Genomic DNA, 18,229 nt, shown 5'->3' with positions numbered 1-18,229 from the left:
AAGCCGCAACATCACTACGTACATAAATTCCTAACAAAAGGATGAGAGAGAAACATGGGCGACCATAGTCACGGCAGTCCCGAAAACTCGGGCACCGTTGCTAAGGCTGACGATGTAGCTCAGGATCGTTTCCCCGATCCGGGCTTACCACCCCATCGTCCGCGTCTCGCAGATCGCGATCCGCGCGCAGCCAAGCGACACGAGCGTCAAGTAGCGCTCCTATTTACCATCTCCATCATCGGCACGCTCTTCTTCTTCGTGGCCTACTTCGTCCTGGGCCACCTGGGCGAGATGACTTTCGCTGAACTGCGTGTGCAGAACGCTGCACTGGGCTTGGGCACCGGCTTCGCGATGCTTGGCATCGGTGTAGGTGTTGTCCACTGGGCCAAGACCTTGATGCCAGATCACGAGCTCATGGAAATGCGCCACGAGATCAGCTCTGAGGCCGACCGTCAAGACGCCGTTGAGATCGTGGACACCATTGTCGAAGAATCCGGTATCAAGCGTCGTCCGCTGATTCGTAACACCCTGATTGGTGCCATCGCTTTGGCTCCAATTCCAGCCGTGTTTATGTTCCGCGACTTGGACCGCACCGGTAAGAACGCACACCAGATGATTGACCAAATGCGCCACACCATGTGGGACAAGGGTATTCGTCTGACTCGCGATCCTTCGGGCACCCCGATCAAGGCATCGGATGTTCAGATCGGTTCGGCGTTCCACGTTGTACCAGAGGGCATCGAAGAGACCGAAAACCCTCTCAATGAGAAGGCCAAGGCCGTGGTCCTGCTGATGCGTATGGATCCAGCCGAGATGCAGATCTCCGAGGGTCGCGAAGACTGGAACGTTGACGGCATCGTTGCGTACTCCAAGATTTGCACCCACGTTGGTTGCCCGATCGCACTGTACGAGCAGCACACGCACCACCTGCTGTGCCCTTGTCACCAGTCGACCTTCGACCTGACGCAGGAATGCAAGGTTGTCTTCGGTCCTGCGGGTCACGCATTGCCACAGCTGCCAATTACGGTTGACGCAGACGGCTACTTGGTTGCGCAGAGCGACTTCCACGAACCTGTTGGCCCTGCTTACTGGGAGCGTGGTTAATCATGAGTGCATCTAACGAATACACCCCATCGACCGCTACCGGTCGTATTGCGAACTTCGTTGATTCCCGCGTTGGTGCCTCTGGCATCATCAAGGAGTTCGGTCGCAAGATCTTCCCGGATCACTGGTCATTCATGTTCGGTGAAGTCGCAATGTACACCTTCGTACTGTTGCTACTTTCGGGCACCTTCCTGACCTTCTTCTTCGATCCATCGATGGCCCACGTGGTCTACGACGGTTCGTATGTGCCAATGAAGGGCCTTGGAATGTCCACGGCTATGGCCTCCACCATGGACATCTCGTTCGATGTTCGCGGTGGCCTGTTCATGCGTCAGGTTCACCACTGGTCGGCACTGCTCTTCGTAGCATCGCTGTCCGTGCACATGCTGCGCGTATTCTTCACCGGTGCCTTCCGTCGCCCACGTGAATTGAACTGGGTTGTTGGTGGCGTTCTGTTGATCATGGGTATGGCCGCTGGCTTCACCGGCTACTCCCTGCCCGATGATCTGCTTTCCGGTAACGGTCTGCGTATTATCGACGGCGTTATGAAGGCGTTGCCAATCGTTGGTACTTACCTGTCGATGTTCTTCTTCGGTGGCGAGTTCCCAGGCGAGCATGTCATTCAGCGTCTGTACTCGCTGCACATCATGATCGTTCCTGCAGTGATCATCTTGCTGATCGTTATCCACCTGTTCATGGTTGTGACCCACAAGCACACCCAGTACCCTGGTCCAGGCCGCACCAACGACAACGTTGTTGGCTTCCCAGTTGGTCCTGTTTACGCTGCAAAGGCCGGTGGATTCTTCTTCATCGTCTTCGGTATCGTTGCCCTGATCGCTGGCCTCTTCCAGATAAACCCGATCTGGAACTATGGACCGTATGACCCATCCCCTGTTTCGGCTGGTACCCAGCCTGACTGGTACATCGGTTTTGTTGACGGCGCGTTGCGTCTGATGCCAGGTGTTCTTGGAAACTTCAGCTTCGAGTGGAACATTCCGTTCCCTTGGGGAACCAATACTCTGGTTCTCTCGGTTCTGTTGCCTGCACTGGTTCCTGCTGGCGCAATCTTCGCGGTCATGTTCGCATGGCCATGGATTGAGCGTTGGGTAACCAAGGACAACCGCGAACACCACCTGCTGGATCGTCCACGTAATGCTCCATTCCGTACCGCAATGGGCATGGCCGGTGTGACCTTGTACAGCGTGATGTGGGCAGCTGCATCCTCTGACTTGATCGCAACTCACTTCCACGTGGCACTGAACGATGTGACCTACTGGTTGCGTGCGCTGTTCTTCCTTGGCCCAATCTTCGCCTTCTGGTTGACTCGCCGTATCTGTCTTTCGCTGCAGCGCAAGGATCGCGAGATCGTCTTGCACGGCCGTGAAGCTGGAATCATCCAGATGTCCCCTGAAGGTGCATTCACAGAGAAGCACGAAGAGATCGACGTTTACAAGCGTTACCTCTTGACCAACTTCGTGGATCGCCAGTACATCCCGGCAGAGCCTGACGCCGCGGGTCACATCTCCGGTTCGGAGAAGCGCCGCGCAATGATCTCGAAGTTCTTCTTCGAAGATCGCGTCGCACCGGTAACCCCATCGGAACTGGAAGCAGCACATGCCGCTCACGGTCACCATGAGGTTGAGGGCGACAAAGCAGACTCGATCGAGAAGTAATTCCGACTCGCGTTAGTCACAAAAACCGGGACACACCACAAGGTGTGTCCCGGTTTTCTTTAACCCACAAGCAAAAGCCGTCAGCGGTGCTCTAAGGCTATCTCGTGACTGCCTGTGAGTATCTGAGTATATTTAGAGATCTCTCAGCTCTCAGAGCACTGCAGCGCCCGAAGGAACCCATTGGATCGGTCGCCAGTAGCCCACAGTTCTGATTCGGTCTCAGGAACCGCTCACCGGCGCTAATGCAACAAGCTGGTTGAAGCGGCGATAGCTGGGCTAACTCCCCCGCTATATTTCCACGAAGGCAATGCGATGAAGTCTAAACGCAGCGTTCCTGGTCGACTCAGAAGTCCTCAGAGTACCGTGGCGTCCTTGTACCGACACGCTGCAGTGGCACGAAGAGCTTGTAACGATCTGAGCGGTAGAGAGAAACAGAGTAGTCGGCGAGCCGCTCGCCTATGTAGGCATACCTGGTGATCTGAAGTAGTGGGAAACCCGGCTCGACACCCAACAGTTGCGCTTGTCGCTTGCTCGCAGCTGTACTTTCGACCTGGTCCTCGCCCCATTCCAAAAGGATCCCATAGCGCTCGTGGAGCGCCTGATACAACTTTGACGGGGGCTCAGCGTCAACGAAGCCGGGTACCAGATCCGCCGGCATGTAATTTTCATCCAAGCTCATTGGCGTGCCGTCGGCCAGTAGCAGACGTTTGAACTGAACTACCGGGGTACCCTCCTCCAGCATGAGTTGCAGGGCAAGGTTTGCGTTGGACTTGATTTCAGCGAATTCCAGAACGTGGGCATCAGGCACCATGCCACGGCGCATCATGTCCTCAGAGTAGGAATGTAGCCTGACTCGCAGGTCGAGTTTTTCTGGAACAACAAAAGTCCCGATGCCCACTACGCGTTTGAGAACCTGTTCATCGACTAACGCATCGATGGCCTGCCTGATGGTTTTTCTTGCTACGCCAAAGTGCTCTGCCAACTCACGTTCAGGTGGCAGCTTATGCCCTGGCTTGCAAGCTTCGCGGGCGTGGGTCTTGAGGATCTCGCGGATCTGCCGGTACTTGCTCTGTTTGCTGGTGGGATCAAGGTGGGCCTCAACTTTAGGTTGCGGGGCGTGACGCATACTTGACCTCTTACTGTGAGCTAAGACGAAACAGTCGTATCGACCTTACTGATATTAAAAGACTAATGGGGTGACAAGCAATTGCTTGTCACCCCATTAGGTGTACTGCTTAGTGTGCGTGGTCTCCACGGCTGTATTCATAAACCCAGCCAGTGATACCTACAACGGCCAATCCTGCACCGATGTAGAAGACCCACCAGCCAACTGCGAGGCCCAAGAAGCCAATTGCAGCGGAACCAGCAAGCACTAGTGGCCACCAGCTCCAAGGCGAGAACATTCCGATGTCACCGGCGTTCTCGTGGATCTCGCCGTCAACACGATCTTCGGGACGAGGGCCAACACGCTTGGCGGTGAACATCAGGTACCAGCCAACCATGGCTGAAAGGCCTACCAACATTATCAGCCCCATAAGGCCAGCCCATTCGCTCCAATTGGTCATGTAGCCGTAAACGACTGCAATTGGTGCGAAGAAGAAAACGCCACCTAGGAAAATCCAAGATTCAATTTTCATCGTTACACGTCCTTCTGATCAGCAGGGCCGAAGATCTTTGCAACAGGAGTTTCCGGGGTAACTCGGCCGCTCAGTTCCGGGTGGTGCAGATCCAAAGCTGGACGCTCTGAACGGATGCGTGGAATCGAGTGGAAGTTGTGACGTGGTGGTGGGCAGGAAGTTGCCCACTCCAGCGATGCGCCGAAGCCCCAAGGATCGTCAACTTCAACCTTCTTGGCGTTTCGGTGGGTTACCCACACGTTCCAGAAGAATGGAATCATCGATGCACCCAGGATGAATGCGAAGACGGTCGATACCTGGTTCATGGTGGTGAACCCATCTTCAGGCATGTAGTCGGCGTAACGACGCGGCATACCCATGACACCCAACCAGTGCTGGATGAGGAAGGTTCCATGGAAGCCGATGAACAGCATCCAGAAGTGAATCTTGCCAAGGCGCTCGTTGAGCATCTTGCCGGTCCACTTTGGCCACCAGAAGTAGAAGCCAGCGAACATTGCGAAGACCACGGTACCGAAGACTACGTAGTGGAAGTGTGCAACCACGAAGTAGGAGTCAGATACGTGGAAGTCCAATGCAGGTGCTGAAAGGATAATACCGGTCAGACCACCGAACAAGAAGGTGATCATGAAGCCGATGCTCCACAGCATTGGGGTTTCGAAAGTAATCGAGCCGCGCCATAGGGTACCGATCCAGTTGAAGAACTTCACACCGGTTGGTACAGCGATCAGCATGGTCATGAATCCGAAGAACGGAAGCATTACCGAGCCGGTGACGTACATGTGGTGTGCCCACACCGAAACCGACAATGCAGCAATCGAGATGGTCGCGAAGACCAGACCCTTGTAGCCGAAGATTGGCTTGCGGCTGAATACTGGGAAGATCTCAGAAACGATGCCGAAGAACGGCAAAGCAATGATGTAAACCTCTGGGTGTCCGAAGAACCAGAACAAGTGCTGCCATAGGACGGCACCCCCATTGTCAGGATCGAAGATGTGAGCGCCAAAACGACGGTCTGCACCCAGTGCGAACAACGCAGCTGCCAATGGTGGGAACGCCATCAGAACCAGCAACGAAGTGATCAAGGTGTTCCACGAGAAGATCGACATGCGCCACATGGTCATACCAGGAGCGCGAAGGCAGATGATCGTAGTGATGAAGTTGACGGCACCCAAGATGGTACCGAAGCCCGACAGAGCCAAACCGAAGACCCAAAGGTCACCGCCGACACCTGGCGAGAAGGTGGTGTTCGAAAGTGGAGCGTAAGCGAACCAGCCGAAGCTTGCTGCACCCTGTGGGGTGAGGTAGCCAGCCAGAGCGATTGCCGATCCCATTGCGAAGAACCAGAAAGCCAATGCGTTCAGACGTGGGAAGGCCACATCCGGGGAACCGATCTGCAAAGGCATCATGACGTTAGCGAAACCGGCGAACAGTGGAGTAGCAAACATCAGAAGCATCACGGTGCCGTGCATCGTGAAGAGCTGGTTGTATTGTTCCTTGGTCTGCAGGATCTGCATACCTGGTTCAAAAAGTTCTGCACGAATCAGCAGCGCCATAACGCCACCAACGCAGAACAGGATGAACGAGCTAATCAGGTACATGTACCCGATCTTCTTGTGGTCAGTCGAAGTTATGTAGTCGACAAAGATGCGACCCTTCGACTTTGGGACCACGGCCGAGGAAATCGAATTGAAGTCATCAGATGCATATTCAAAAGTTGACATAACGATTACTCTCCTTCCCCGTGCGTAACTACTTTGCCGTTCACGGCGTCTGGCTGACGGTCGTACTCTTCACCGATGTGTCCATCGTCCATCTTGGCAAGCTGAGCCTTGAACTCTGCTTCGCTGACGACCTTGACGTTGAACAACATTTCGGAGTGGTACTCACCGCAAAGCTCTGCGCACTTACCGTCATAGTTACCTTCAACCTGTGGGGTGAGGTAGATATGGTTGGTCTTGCCCGGGATCATATCCAGCTTCTGCAAGAAGGCTGGTACCCAGAACGAGTGAATAACGTCGCGGCTGTTCAGATCCAGCTGTACCGACTTGCCTGCTGGCAAGTACAAGGTTGGTAGCTCTTCGCGAGCACCTTCCGAGCCATCGGTGTGCAGGTGAGCCTGAGTGCCAGCGAAGTGCTTCTCAGTTCCCTGGTAGCTGTAGTTGAAGTCCCAAGACCACTGCTTGGCACGAACGTCTACAACGAGCTGAGAATCAACAGGCTTGTTGATGCTCTTCTCAAGGGTGTTGTTGAAGCTAAAGAAGACTAGAACAAGGACCAAAGGAATGGCCGTGTAGAAGATCTCCAGTGGCATGTTGTAGCTCAGCTGACGTGGGTAACCAGTGTCAGTCTTACGGCGGCGGTAAGCGACGATGCACCAGAGCATCAATCCCCAGGTCAAAACACCGATGACGACCACGGCAATCCACGAGTGAACCCAGAAGTCCTGGATTGCACCGGTGTGGTTGGTGGTGTCGCGCTCCACGTTTGGGAGCCAACCGCGTTTTGCCTCCGCTGAACATCCCGTCAAAAGCAGTGCGCCAGTGCCAACTAACGCCAAGACTTTGGCTTTAGCAGACCCGCGACTGCCGGTTCGGTCTTGCGAACTCACAGACGGCCCTTCCTCTTTGTTGGTGCAGAATGTGGTCTTCATAAGTCACCTCGTGGTTTAACGAGTTGCACAGTGAGGTGGCTCACGAAGAGAAACATAGTTTTACTACTTAACGTAGAGCTTACCCTCTTAGGGGTCAGAATGCCGAAAAACGCCGCTGTTCTAACGAGAAATTTCTTCAACGTTTGAACAGCGGCGTTAGTTCCCTTAGGCCTAGTGGAAAGAGTCTCCACAAGCGCAAGAGCCGGAAGCCGTTGGGTTATCGATAGTGAAGCCCTGCTTCGAGATGGTGTCCTCGAAGTCGATCGATGCACCAGCAAGGTACGGGACGCTCATCTTGTCCACGATGACCTCGACACCATCGAAGTTACGTACAGCGTCTCCGTCGAGCATTCGCTCGTCAAAGTACAGCTGGTAAATCAGGCCCGAGCAGCCACCAGGCTGAACGGCGATGCGCAGACGAAGATCGTCGCGACCTTCCTGCTCCAACAGTGAACGCACCTTCTCGGCGGCCACGTCGGAAATGTTTACCTCGTGGGTTGGCAACTCGGTTGGGTCACCCTTGGTTTGGTCAACAGCTGCAGTCATGATTTCCTCCCATACTGCTCGTTGTGGCGTCCACCTCAGGGTATCCCCGAGACTTAGCCCTTGTTCTTGCTACTATCCTACGTCGCAACCGCTAGGATTTCTCCCCTTGTGTCACAACGCATGACGCGCTCTATAGTCCTTCGACGTTGATCTTGGCTAGCAGTAAGGCTTCAGCCTCGATTGCATGCTGGAAGTCTCCTAGATGAAGCGACTCGTTGGCTGAATGAGCACGCGAATCTGGATCTTCCACGCCGGTCACGAGGATCTGCGCTTTCGGGAACACGTCCAGCAAATCGGCGATGAATGGAATGGACCCGCCCAACCCCATGTTGACTGGTACAACGCCCCAGGCTTGTTCCAAGGCCCAGCGAGCAGTGTCATTGGCCGAAGCATTTAGATCGGCCTTGTACGCGCTACCCGCCTCGGTCGCGTTGAAGTCAACCTGAGCGCCACGAAGATCCACTCCCCTGACGTGCTCCTCGAGGGCAGTCAGCGCCTTCGAGGGATCTTGCCCCGGAGCCAAGCGCATCGAAACCTTAAATCGCGTTTGAGCGATGAGAGTATTCGATGACTGATCAACGCTAGGCATATCAATTCCAATGACGCTCAGCGCAGGTTTATTCCACAAGCGATCGGTGATTTTTCCTGTGCCCGCGAGCTTGAAGGATTCCAGGACACCTGAATCGCTTCTGAATTGCTCTTCATCAAAGTCAACGTCGGCTGATTCATTGGAGACCAAGCCCTTGACCGCAACAGATCCATCTTCATCATGGAAAGTGGAAATGAGCTTGGCCGCCAGCAATGGAGCATCCAAAATAGGTCCACCGAACATCCCTGAGTGCACCGCGTGGTTCAGCGACCGCACGGTAATTTCCGCTGCACACATGCCGCGCAAAGAGCTGGTTAGTGCAGGAGTCCCTACAGCCCAGTTGCTCGAGTCTGCGACGACAATAACATCGGCTGCAAGCTTGTCTTGATGGGCTTCGAGGAAGTTGCGGAAGGAAGGGGAACCTGCCTCTTCTTCGCCTTCGAAGAAGTAGGTGACCCCCACGCCGAAGTCGCTCACAAGATCCAACACTGCACGCAAGGCAGCGATGTGAACCATGATGCCAGCCTTATCGTCAGCGGCTCCGCGACCGAAAAGACGGTCACCAACCTTGGTGGCCTCGAAGACGGGGGTGTTCCAGTCGGCTTCATTGCCGGGAGGCTGGACGTCATGGTGTGCGTATAACAGCACCGTTGGCTTGCCCGCGGCGGCCGGGCGTCGTGCTACTACAGCCGGCGCCCCCATAGCTCCGTTCTCGGCTGGTTCGCGAAGGATTTCTACGGTCTCCATGCCGGCGTTTTTCGCCAACTCAGCTACCGCTTTGGCGGACTTTTCGAGATTCTGTGGATCGAATGAATCCCAAGCAATGCTCGGGATGGAAACCAAAGTCTTGAGTTCTTCAAGGATCTGCTCGAAGTGTGTATCAATATGGTTCTTGAGTGACTGGACATCGACACCGTTCGTTGCGGCATCGAAGGTTGAATTTGTGCTCATATGTTCAGCCTAGCAATTCATCGGGTAGTGAATGTCACGTGGGCGACTATTTCCCGCTAAGATAGAGGGGTGTTTGGACGTAAGAAGGATGAACCTCAATCCCCCGTAAATGTACAGCCCGTAGAGCAGGCTCCGGAATCAACGGATGGCCGTAAAACGGGGCCAACGCCCAAGCGCAGCGCGCAGGAGGCAAATCGTCAACGGCCCCTAGTGCCGACTGACCGCAAGGCTGCCAAGGAAGCGGAGCGTCAACGGCGCATCGAAGCGCAAAACCGTCTGCGCTTGGCTAACGAAACCGGTGACGAGCGCTACCTGATGCCTCGTGATCAAGGCGAACAGAAGCGATATACGCGCAATTTCATTGACGCGCGCTGGATGTTTGGCGAATTCATGATGTTTATCATCTTGGCCTTCTTGGTTGTCTCACTGGTATTCCAACGAAACCTTTCAATTCAGGTCATCGTGCAGATCGCCCTGTGGGTTGTTATCGCACTGATTATCGTTGAAGCGATCTTTACATCAATCGTGCTCAAGCGTCGCCTCGTAGCGAAGTTTGGCCATATGGATCGAGGTATTCGCATGTACGCAGCAATGCGTGGAATGCAGTTCCGCAAGCTTCGTTTGCCGAAGCCACAGGTCGCCCGAGGCGCCAAAATTCACTAATTAGGTTGCTGTCAACCACTAAGGGACAAGCTCGCGTGAGCTTGTCCCTTTTCTAATGTCCACCGAGCTTGCCATACAAGCTTTAAACATAGTTTTTCTACTTACAAGGTTTTTTGATGCCGGCAACTCTCGATCGGTGGAAACCTCAATATCTTTGTACTCCTGCATCCGAAGCAGTCTCTGTCGATCTTGTATTTGCTGATACAAAAACAGCGGGGCGGAAGAATCCGATGATTCTCCCGTCCCGCGGTCCTTTTGTAGCCTGAGTGTCGCGATGCTGATTACAGCAAGCGTTCCAGGCCCTTATTAATCGAGCGTGCCCAGAATGGTCCTTCGTACAAGAACGCCGTGTAACCTTGCACAAGATTTGCGCCTGCGTCCAAACGATCCTTTACGTCCTGTGCATTTTCAACACCACCGACGGCGATCAGTGCCATGTCTTCAGGAACCAAGGAGCGTAGTTGACGTAGCACCTGCAATGACCGCTGCTTCAAAGGCGCACCGGAGAGGCCGCCAGCACCGATTTCCTGGACCTTTGCGTCATCGCTCTTAAGTCCATCGCGGCCAATAGTCGTATTGGTTGCAATGATTCCGTCGAGTTTAAGTTCGGTGGCCAACTGGGCGACCTCAGCGACATCTTCATCACTCAAATCAGGCGCGATCTTAACCAGCAGCGGAATATGACGACCCGAGACGTTGTCTGCCAGCTCGCCCACCTGCGTGAGTAATGGTCGAAGCGACTCCACGCTTTGTAGTAGTCGTAGCCCTGGGGTGTTCGGGCTTGAAACGTTGACCACCAGGTAGTCGGCATGGATTGCCAACTGACGAGTCGACGCTAGGTAATCCCCTACCGCATCTTCGAGTTCAACGACTTTGGTCTTGCCAATGTTGACACCGATCACCGGGCGCGTATCACTGTAATCAGCTTTGAGTGACTGACGTGCATTTGCCACGCGTGCAGTGACGCGCTCGGCGCCTTCGTTGTTGAAACCCATGCGGTTGATTACTGCTCGGTCATCAACCAGACGGAAGAGGCGTGGTTGTGGATTGCCTGGCTGTGGCTGACCGGTGATGGTACCGATCTCCACATGACCGAAACCAATATCGCTGAGAGCTACGATCCCAGTGGCACCCTTGTCGAATCCGGCGGCCAAGCCAAATGGTGACGGGAAGTCGATACCCATGACCGTTCGCTTCAGCTGAGGTGCTGGAGCAAAGAACTTTCGGGTTAATTTAGTTAGCCCTGCGCGCTGCGCAATCTTGATGGCGTTGAATGCAAAATGATGAGCCTGCTCGGGATCCATTTTGGTGAACACATGTTTGAAGACCAGTGGGTATAAGCGCATACATTCATTTTCCCGTGAATTACCTCCATCAGCCAACTCGAGGTGGGTAGTATTCAGGATATGAAGTTGCCTCTCAGCCCGGCCAGCGAGACGTGGCCAGACTATCTGAGCTCAACTGCCGCAGAGCAGTGGGCGCCGGACCCGATGGGACCGGACATTGAGCAACGAACATTTGATTTTGGATTTGATGATGAAGGCCCAGCACTAGCGACACTGGTTCGCTACTCGCCCGCAGGCTGGCGACAACAGCTCGGGAGAAGAGCTCAGGGCATTGTGCTGAGCATCCATGGTTGGAGCGACTACTTTTACAATCGGGAACTGGCAGCATTCTGGCACGCGCAGGGCTACCATTTTTATGCGCTAGACCTTCGGCGTCATGGGCGCAGCCTCCGAGCCGAACATCAGCTTCCTGGATATGTAGACGATCTTTCGGTTTTTGATCAGGAAATCGAGGCCGCCCTCAATCTCATGACAGCGGAGCATCCTCGTCTGCCGGTTGTGGCACAGGGCCACTCCACCGGTGGGCTAATTTTGAGTTTGTGGATCGCTCGGACTCAACCAAGAATTCAGGCGCTAGTGCTTAATTCGCCTTGGCTTGAATTTCAAGGAACCGCATTTCTGCGGATCCCCATCCACGGACTGATGGAGGCCATCACCAGAACCAATCCACGGCGAAAGCTCATGGGTCCAGAATTCGATCATTATTGGCAGTCGCTGAGCAGCCAAGGGCAAGGGCAATGGGACGTCCACCGATTATGGCGACCCAGACTGGCGTTCCCAAATACGGCGGGATGGCTCAAGACGATCTTTGAAGGTCACGCGATGGTGGCAAAAGGTCTGGGACTGAAACTTCCCGTACTGGTCATGACCTCAGACCGCACCCATATCGGTGCAAGCTACTCCCCCGATATGCAACATTGCGATTCGGTAATCGACGTACAACAGACCCGAACACGTGCGGCAAAGTTAGGTAGCTTTGTCACACTGTGTGAGGTGTCAGGCGCCATGCACGATGTCTTTACCTCTGCTGAACCCGCTCGTGCTTTGGCATATCAAGATCTAGGGCTCTGGCTGAGGATGATCGGAAGCTCGCGGAAGTAGCCTAACCCTGAGGTTTATCCACGGCGCCGCCGTACCGACGATCGCGTCGTGCATATTGCTCAACCGCGGTAAATAGTGTTCGCCGATCAACATCTGGCCATAACTGATCTAAGAAAACCATCTCTGCATAAGCGGACTGCCAAAGCAAAAAGTTGCTTGTTCTCTGCTCACCGCTGGTACGCAAAAACAGATCGACATCCGGCAACTCTGGAGCATGGAGGTACTTAGCAATAGTCTTCTCACCAGCTGAACTGGCACGAAGCTTTCCGTCTGCCACATCTTTGGCGATAGCACTGACGGCATCACCGATTTCGGCCCGACCACCGTAATTGACGCACATCGTCAACTGACATCCCAGGTTCTGTTCTGTAGCTTCCTCAGCGACCCTCAGTTCGTTGATGACCGATTTCCAGAGCTTTGGTTCGCGACCGGACCAACGAATTCTTACACCCCAGGAATTGAGAGTGTCGCGCTGTCGACGCAGAACGTCGCGAGAAAAGCCCATGAGAAAACGAACTTCTTCCGGGCTTCGCTTCCAGTTCTCAGTCGAGAAAGCATACACAGATACATACTTGATACCCATCTCGATGGCACCAGCAATCACGTCAAGCAAGGCAGCCTCACCGGCGCGGTGTCCCTCGGTACGTGGCAAGCCGCGCTGATTGGCCCATCGTCCGTTGCCGTCCATCACGATGGCTACGTGTTGTGGAATCAGTTCACGTGGGATAGCTGGCATCAGAGGATTAGCCGGATGTGCAAAAGGTGCCACAGGACCTGGACGGCCGGTAATCTTGGGAAGTTTTTTCAATTTCTCTCCACGAGACGTAGGGAAGTTACTGCGCGTTCAAGGTGCCACTGCAAATAGTTTGCCACGATGTCCGCTGCCTGCTGACGCGCGCGCGGGCCTGCTTGGGCAACTGTGTCCCAGTCGCCTACGAGCAACGCTTGTAAGTACTCAATGGTGATCGGATGCGGCGAAAGTGAACCGGCTGGCCGGCAATCTGCGCACACCACCCCGCCAAGTTGAACGTGCACAGATTGATGGGGGCCGGGTTTGCCACACCGTACACAATCGGTGAAAGAAGGTGCCCAACCGGCTAACGCTAGGGCACGCAAAATGTACGAGTCCAGTACGGCGCCGGAATCCACTCGGTGTTTAGAGAGTAACGCGATCGCACCGTGGAACAGGCGGTACTGTTCGGCGATGTTGTCGCTTTCGGCTTCCAGAAGCTTCTCTGCGATTTCGGCCATTGCATTGGCTACGGTATAGCTCGGGTAGTCCGCCACGAGTAAATGTCCATATGAGCTTTGCAATTGCGCTTGCGAGACGATATCCAGATTTCTGCCCATCACCAGCAGTGCCCGAACCTCCATAAAAGGTTCCAGCGTGGCGCCAAGCCTTGAGGACGTGCGGCGCACGCCCTTGGCAACCGCTCGAACTATTCCAGTAGGCGTAAGCAAAGTGATGATTCTATCCGCTTCGCCCAGCTTATGGGTACGTAAGACCAGACCACGGGTGTGGTAACTTTTCGAAGCGAAACCTGATCTGGACACGAAGAATATTCTCCCACTACCCCGATGAAACTGCGCAATTAGCGGTAGTCCGAGTGTCGTCAAGGCATAAAAATAGCGTGCGTAGAGGCACGAAGAATTTGGCTTCGTGCCCCCACACACGCGGGGCTAATGGCTAGGCCGCGTCGCGGATCGCGCGATTCACTGCCGAAACCACTGCCTTCAGGGCTGCGATATTGGTGTTGGTATCCATACCGATGCCCCACAGGATGCGATCTCCTACGGCACATTCAACAAAGGCTGCTGCGCTAGCGTTGCCACCTTCGCTCATGGCGTGTTCGGTGTAATCCAAGACGCGTAAGTCGACTCCGTCTTCATTGAGCAGCTTCACCAACGCTGAGAGAGGACCATTACCCTGGGCGCTTCGCTCGTGAGCGACCCCGTCGATCATCAGTTTGGTGTCGAGTTTAAAGCTGCCGTCTTCGGCTGAAGTAGCTGTGGCCGAAGCGATTTCGTAGTGGCCCCATGGCTTCAGCTCCGAATCCTTGGAAACCGGCAGGTACTCATCTTGGAAGACGTTCCAGATGTGCGCCGAGGAGATCTCGCCGCCCTCGGTATCGGTCTTGCGCTGGATTACTCCGGAGAACTCGATTTGTGCACGACGCGGCAGATCCAAGTTGTAGTCGTTCTTCAGCAGGTAGGCCACGCCACCCTTGCCGGACTGCGAATTCACGCGGATCACGGCTTCATAGGAACGGCCAATATCCTTTGGATCGATCGGCAGGTACGGTACGGCCCACACCAGATCGTTGACTTCCTTGCCTTCTGCCGTCGCCTTGGACTCCATCGACTCCAGGCCCTTCTTGATCGCATCCTGGTGTGATCCGGAGAATGCGGTGAAGACCAAGTCGCCACCGTATGGGCTACGCTCTGGTACCGGCAGCTGGTTGCAGTATTCAACGGTGCGACGGATGTGGTCCATGTCGGAGAAGTCGATTTCAGGATCCACTCCCTGCCCGAACATGTTCATGCCCAAGGTGACCAGGTCGACGTTACCTGTACGCTCACCATTGCCAAACAGGCAGCCTTCGATGCGGTCTGCACCGGCCAGGTAGCCGAGTTCCGCGGCAGCAACACCAGTGCCACGGTCATTGTGTGGGTGCAGCGAGAGGATGATCGAATCTCGGTTAGCCAGGTTGCGGTGCATCCATTCAATAGAGTCCGCGTAGACATTTGGGGTGGCCATTTCCACGGTGGCTGGCAGGTTCAAGATCATCTTGTTTTCTGGAGTGGCTTCCAGAACTTCGGCCACTGCCTCGGAAATGCGCTTGGCGAAGGCCAACTCGGTACCGGTGTAAGACTCTGGTGAGTACTCGTAGGTGATCTTGGTTCCGGTCAGCTGTTCTTCGTACTTCTTGCACAGCCGCGCGCCTTGGACGGCGATGTCCACGATGCCATCTTCGTCCTGGCGGAAGACCACTTCGCGCTGCAGGATTGAGGTGGAGTTGTACAGGTGAACGATGGCCTGCTTGGCGCCCTCGAGTGCCTCATAGGTGCGTTCGATCAGGTGTTCTCGGGACTGGGTCAGCACCTGGATGGTGACATCGTCAGGAATGCCTCGCTCAATGAGCTGACGTACAAAGTCAAAGTCGGTTTGCGACGCTGATGGGAAGCCAACTTCGATCTCCTTGTAGCCCATTTGGACCAGCAGGTCGAACATCTTGTGCTTGCGTTCAGGGCTCATCGGATCGATCAGGGCCTGGTTTCCGTCACGCAGATCAACGGCACACCAGCGTGGGGCCTTGGTGATGTACTTGTCGGGCCAGGTACGATCAGGAAGATTGACTTCGATCTGGTCCTGGAATGGAACATACTTGTGGATTGGCATGTTCGTGGATTTCTGCATGTTCTGCATTTCGGTGTGTCCCCTAGACAAAAATAGTGCTTAGTTTGTGGGGCCAGACAAGAGCTACTCCGCGACGAGGGGTCGGCCTGTAGACCACTAACGGTCCTTTGGATCCTCGCAGCGGCTAAGTAGTAGTAGAAGAAGCTCGAAATGCACGAGTTGAGCATAACACCGAGTGTTCGGCTCGGTTCAAACTCATGTCGTCGCTGTGTCACATTGTGGACACAACCGGCATGCTCGATCGTTTAAAGCATTTATCCCCGGGGGCCTGGGTAGACCACCGGGGATAAAGAAACTCCGAGACGATTAGAAGCCTAGGCGTCCAAGTTGCTTGGGATCGCGCTGCCAGTCCTTGGCAACTTTCACGTGCAGGTCAAGGTAAACCTTGGTGCCCAGCAACTTTTCGATACCCGCACGCGCATTGGAGCCGACTTCGCGCAGACGCGAGCCACCTCGGCCAATGACGATAGCCTTCTGGCTGGAGCGTTCCACGAAGAGCGAGACGTGAATGTCGATCAACGGGTTATTTTCATTGCGACCTTCGCGCGGAATCATTTCCTCAACCACTACGGCCAGCGAGTGTGGCAGTTCGTCACGAACGCCTTCCAGGGCTGCCTCACGAATCAGTTCGGCCACCATCTTGGCCTCTGGCTCGTCGGTGAGCTCGCCGTCTGGATACAGTGGTGGGCCCTTGGGTAGCTGCTCAACTAGTACGTTGGCAACTTCCTGAACCTGGAATTCCTTCACCGCAGAGACCGGGACAATGGCGGCGAAGCCATTCTCCCCAAAGTTTTGGGTCCCCATTTCTGCCACGGCGATCAGCTGCTGGGCCAATTGTTCGCGGTCGACCAGGTCTGCCTTGGTCACCAATGCAACGATCGGCTTGCGTTGCAGTTGGGCTAGTTGGGTGGCGATATAACGGTCGCCCGGACCAATTTTTTCGTTCGCGGGGATGCAAAAACCAATGGCGTCAACTTCGGAGAGGGTCTCTGCTACCAGGTCATTGAGGCGTTGGCCCAGCAGGGTGCGCGGACGGTGCAGGCCTGGGGTATCAACCAAAATGAGCTGAGCATCTTCTCGGTGCACGATGCCGCGGATAGTGTGGCGCGTGGTCTGTGGCTTGGCCGAGGTGATAGCGACTTTCTGGCCAACCAATGCGTTGGTCAACGTCGATTTTCCGGCGTTTGGTCGTCCAACGAAAGAGGTGAAACCGGAACGGTAGTTCTCAGGCCACCCGCTGGCCGCTAGTAGGTTATGGTTTTCGCTCATGTGCGGAATCCTCGTCGTTCTCAATATGGTCGGATGCGTCTGTCACAAGACGCTCTACATGGATTTTGCCAATGCGGTTTCGTCGCCCAGCTAAGGCAACTACGGTCAACCGCAGACCGTTGACGTCGGCTGTAGAGCCGAGGACCGGAACCGATTCTAAGGCCTTGGACAACAGGCCACCAACGGTGTCTACATCTTCCTCGTCGATGTGCATGTCGAAGTGATCGGCAATGTCGTCAATCGCAGCTGAGGCAACAGCAAACAATGATCCATCTGGATTTTCGATCAGCTCGGTCCTCGATCGATCATACTCGTCGTCGATCTCACCAACGATTTCCTCTAAGAGATCTTCAAGCGTCACCAGTCCGGCAGTTCCACCGTACTCGTCCACGACGATGGCCAAGTGGATTGATTCTTGCTGAAGTTCCTGAAGCAGCTCGGCAGCAGATTTTGATTCCGGAACAAAACGGACCTTGCGGGCCAAATCTGCCAGTCCTTGAGCCTGCTGCAGACCGTGGATTTCTCGGATCAGGTCCTTGAGGTAGATGATGCCTTGAATGTCATCAGTGTCTTCGCCGATCAGCGGGATACGCGAATAGCCCGAGGCGATGAACAGTTCCATGGCGCTGTGCAAAGATTCTTTTTCGGTAAAGACCACCATGTCGGTACGTGGCACCATAACCGAGCGCACGCTGGTTTCTTCCAAATCGATGACCGACGAAATCAGCTCCGCTGAGTCTTCGTCTAGGTCTTCTCCCTCGGAAGCGCGATCCACCAGATCGCGCAGGCGCTCCTTGCCCAGGTAGCCTGCTTCATCTGTGCCGCCTGGGCTTAACGCCTTCGCGATCGAGGCCAACCAATCGGTCACCGGTCCTAAAACCACACGCAATAACCGAACCAACGGTGCGGTGTTTTGTACAACGCCCTCAGCGTTAGATCGACCATAACGTCGTGGCGAAACACTGACCAAAACGAATCCTAGGGCCGCCATTGCGATGGTCGAGATCAGGCCGATGAGCCATATGTTTTCAATCCACTGCGACACCAATAATGCCACCGCTACCGCCGAGGCGGTTTCAAACCAGATGCGCCAGAATTTGATGGCTTGTGCATGGGTTTCGGTGTCGTCCAAAATTGCCGACAGCGACTTTGAGTTAGATTCCGCGCGCAGACGTTCAGCTGCGTGCCGAGACAATGCGTAGAAGGCTGAATCCGCGGCGGTTAGCACGGCGGAACAGGCCATAAAAACCAAGGCAAGAATCAGCAAAAGTATTTCCACGGG

Annotated in this window: 16 protein-coding genes; 4 read left to right on the top strand and 12 right to left on the bottom strand. The window is 54.8% G+C overall.

Annotated features, from left to right (window positions below):
* Positions 1–54 precede the first annotated feature (54 nt).
* Positions 55–1,104, top strand: coding sequence for a ubiquinol-cytochrome c reductase iron-sulfur subunit (locus FJV47_RS03720; protein WP_159610176.1), 1,050 nt, complete (start codon positions 55–57; stop codon positions 1,102–1,104).
* Positions 1,105–1,106: 2 nt separating this feature from the next.
* The gene (locus tag FJV47_RS03715; RefSeq protein WP_159610174.1) at positions 1,107–2,777 is read left to right on the top strand and encodes a ubiquinol-cytochrome c reductase cytochrome b subunit; all 1,671 of its coding nucleotides are present in this window, start codon (positions 1,107–1,109) and stop codon (positions 2,775–2,777) included.
* Positions 2,778–3,120: 343 nt separating this feature from the next.
* Here the strand turns inward: FJV47_RS03715 and FJV47_RS03710 are convergent, their stop codons facing one another.
* From FJV47_RS03710 to FJV47_RS03685, 6 genes are all read right to left on the bottom strand, one after another.
* Positions 3,121–3,903, bottom strand: coding sequence for a GntR family transcriptional regulator (locus FJV47_RS03710; protein ID WP_159610172.1), 783 nt, complete (start codon positions 3,901–3,903; stop codon positions 3,121–3,123).
* A gap of 109 nt (positions 3,904–4,012) precedes the next feature.
* The gene (locus FJV47_RS03705; protein WP_159610170.1) at positions 4,013–4,414 is read right to left on the bottom strand and encodes a cytochrome c oxidase subunit 4; all 402 of its coding nucleotides are present in this window, start codon (positions 4,412–4,414) and stop codon (positions 4,013–4,015) included.
* A 2-nt stretch (positions 4,415–4,416) separates the two neighbouring features.
* On the bottom strand, positions 4,417–6,135 hold the full coding sequence (gene ctaD, locus FJV47_RS03700; RefSeq protein WP_159610168.1) for a cytochrome c oxidase subunit I: 1,719 nt from the start codon (positions 6,133–6,135) through the stop codon (positions 4,417–4,419).
* A gap of 5 nt (positions 6,136–6,140) precedes the next feature.
* A complete protein-coding gene (gene coxB, locus FJV47_RS03695) occupies positions 6,141–7,022 on the bottom strand; it encodes a cytochrome c oxidase subunit II (protein WP_159610166.1) in 882 nt (293 codons plus the stop codon).
* A 213-nt stretch (positions 7,023–7,235) separates the two neighbouring features.
* Positions 7,236–7,610 carry an iron-sulfur cluster assembly accessory protein gene (locus FJV47_RS03690; RefSeq protein ID WP_159610164.1) on the bottom strand — a complete coding sequence of 125 codons (375 nt, stop codon included), beginning with the start codon at positions 7,608–7,610 and terminating at the stop codon, positions 7,236–7,238.
* A gap of 130 nt (positions 7,611–7,740) precedes the next feature.
* Positions 7,741–9,150 (bottom strand): dipeptidase, encoded by a 1,410-nt coding sequence (locus FJV47_RS03685; RefSeq protein WP_159610162.1) that lies wholly within the window; start codon positions 9,148–9,150, stop codon positions 7,741–7,743.
* Positions 9,151–9,219: 69 nt separating this feature from the next.
* Between FJV47_RS03685 and FJV47_RS03680 the strand changes: the two genes are divergently transcribed.
* Positions 9,220–9,813, top strand: coding sequence for a DUF3043 domain-containing protein (locus FJV47_RS03680; RefSeq protein WP_159610160.1), 594 nt, complete (start codon positions 9,220–9,222; stop codon positions 9,811–9,813).
* Positions 9,814–10,094: 281 nt separating this feature from the next.
* Here the strand turns inward: FJV47_RS03680 and FJV47_RS03675 are convergent, their stop codons facing one another.
* A complete protein-coding gene (locus tag FJV47_RS03675; protein WP_159610158.1) occupies positions 10,095–11,159 on the bottom strand; it encodes a quinone-dependent dihydroorotate dehydrogenase in 1,065 nt (354 codons plus the stop codon).
* A 60-nt stretch (positions 11,160–11,219) separates the two neighbouring features.
* Between FJV47_RS03675 and FJV47_RS03670 the strand changes: the two genes are divergently transcribed.
* The gene (locus tag FJV47_RS03670; RefSeq protein WP_159610156.1) at positions 11,220–12,260 is read left to right on the top strand and encodes an alpha/beta hydrolase; all 1,041 of its coding nucleotides are present in this window, start codon (positions 11,220–11,222) and stop codon (positions 12,258–12,260) included.
* Position 12,261: 1 nt separating this feature from the next.
* On the opposite strand, the gene FJV47_RS03665 is transcribed toward FJV47_RS03670, so the two are convergent.
* The 5 genes from FJV47_RS03665 to FJV47_RS03645 form a co-directional block, all read right to left on the bottom strand.
* Entirely contained in the window at positions 12,262–13,068 is an 807-nt protein-coding gene (locus FJV47_RS03665) for an isoprenyl transferase (protein WP_159610154.1), read from the bottom strand.
* On the bottom strand, positions 13,065–13,814 hold the full coding sequence (gene recO / locus FJV47_RS03660) for a DNA repair protein RecO (protein ID WP_159610152.1): 750 nt from the start codon (positions 13,812–13,814) through the stop codon (positions 13,065–13,067). The genes FJV47_RS03665 and recO overlap by 4 nt, the downstream gene beginning before the upstream one ends.
* A gap of 133 nt (positions 13,815–13,947) precedes the next feature.
* On the bottom strand, positions 13,948–15,687 hold the full coding sequence (leuA, locus tag FJV47_RS03655) for a 2-isopropylmalate synthase (protein ID WP_159610150.1): 1,740 nt from the start codon (positions 15,685–15,687) through the stop codon (positions 13,948–13,950).
* Between the two features lie 297 nt (positions 15,688–15,984).
* Positions 15,985–16,947 carry a GTPase Era gene (gene era / locus FJV47_RS03650; protein WP_159610148.1) on the bottom strand — a complete coding sequence of 321 codons (963 nt, stop codon included), beginning with the start codon at positions 16,945–16,947 and terminating at the stop codon, positions 15,985–15,987.
* The gene (locus FJV47_RS03645) at positions 16,931–18,226 is read right to left on the bottom strand and encodes a hemolysin family protein (protein ID WP_159610146.1); all 1,296 of its coding nucleotides are present in this window, start codon (positions 18,224–18,226) and stop codon (positions 16,931–16,933) included. The genes era and FJV47_RS03645 overlap by 17 nt, the downstream gene beginning before the upstream one ends.
* Positions 18,227–18,229 lie beyond the last annotated feature (3 nt).

Source organism: Glutamicibacter sp. JC586 (assembly GCF_009805585.1).
Taxonomy (GTDB): domain Bacteria; phylum Actinomycetota; class Actinomycetes; order Actinomycetales; family Micrococcaceae; genus Glutamicibacter.
Note: the sequence above shows the minus strand (reverse complement) of the source record. Positions and strands in the feature narration are given on the sequence as shown.